A 668-nucleotide genomic window follows, 5' to 3' on the forward strand; every position below is an offset into this window, starting at 1 on the left:
AATGAAAAGTCTAATCCCCCAGCTATGCTGGGGCGAATAGTGTAAGTGGAAACGGTGAGGATTTCAATAAAAAACCTCCTATGTTATATTGAGAATGGTGTCGCAAGCCAAACTCAAACATAGGAGGTGGTCCAAATGGACAATAGAAGCATATCACATACCAGATGGAAATGCCAATATCATATCGTATTTATCCCGAAATATCGTAAAAAAGTATTATATGGAAAAGTTCGGGAAGATGTAAGAGAAATAATTAGTACACTATGTAGATATAAGGATGTTGAGATTATTGCAGGAGCAGTATGTATAGATCATGTACATCTAAGTGTAGCAATCCCACCGAAGTTGAGTGTATCAAATTTCATGGGATACTTAAAAGGTAAAAGTACGCTAATGATTTATGACAGACATCCAGAACTGCAAAGTAAATGGGATAAAGCCTTTTGGGCAAGAGGATATTATGTTGAGACAATTGGTAATATCACGGATGAGGCAGTTCAGAAATATATAAAAGAGCAAGCAGAAGAATCAAGAAAAGAAGATTCAAAAAGTACCGCTTTATAGCGGACCAGTAAACGTGCTTGCGACACCGCCCTTCGGGGCGAGCAGTAATAAAGCCCTTTTGAGGGCTAATATCAAACCACCAGTTGAACTGGTGGTTGCTGACT

At 38.6% G+C, this 668-nt stretch carries 1 protein-coding gene; it reads left to right on the forward strand.

Annotated elements, in window-relative coordinates:
- The first annotated feature begins 135 nt into the window (after positions 1–135).
- On the forward strand, positions 136–564 hold the full coding sequence (tnpA, locus tag G5A70_RS15530) for an IS200/IS605 family transposase (RefSeq protein WP_173750340.1): 429 nt from the start codon (positions 136–138) through the stop codon (positions 562–564).
- The last annotated feature ends 104 nt before the right edge of the window (positions 565–668 follow it).

The sequence above is a fragment of the Blautia hansenii genome (genome assembly GCF_013304445.1).
Lineage (GTDB): Bacteria > Bacillota > Clostridia > Lachnospirales > Lachnospiraceae > Blautia.

What these genes read in the sequence shown, in the direction of transcription:
- tnpA (WP_173750340.1), top strand. Translation starts at nt 136, where the DNA reads ATGGACAATAGAAGCATATCACATACCAGATGGAAATGCCAATATCAT.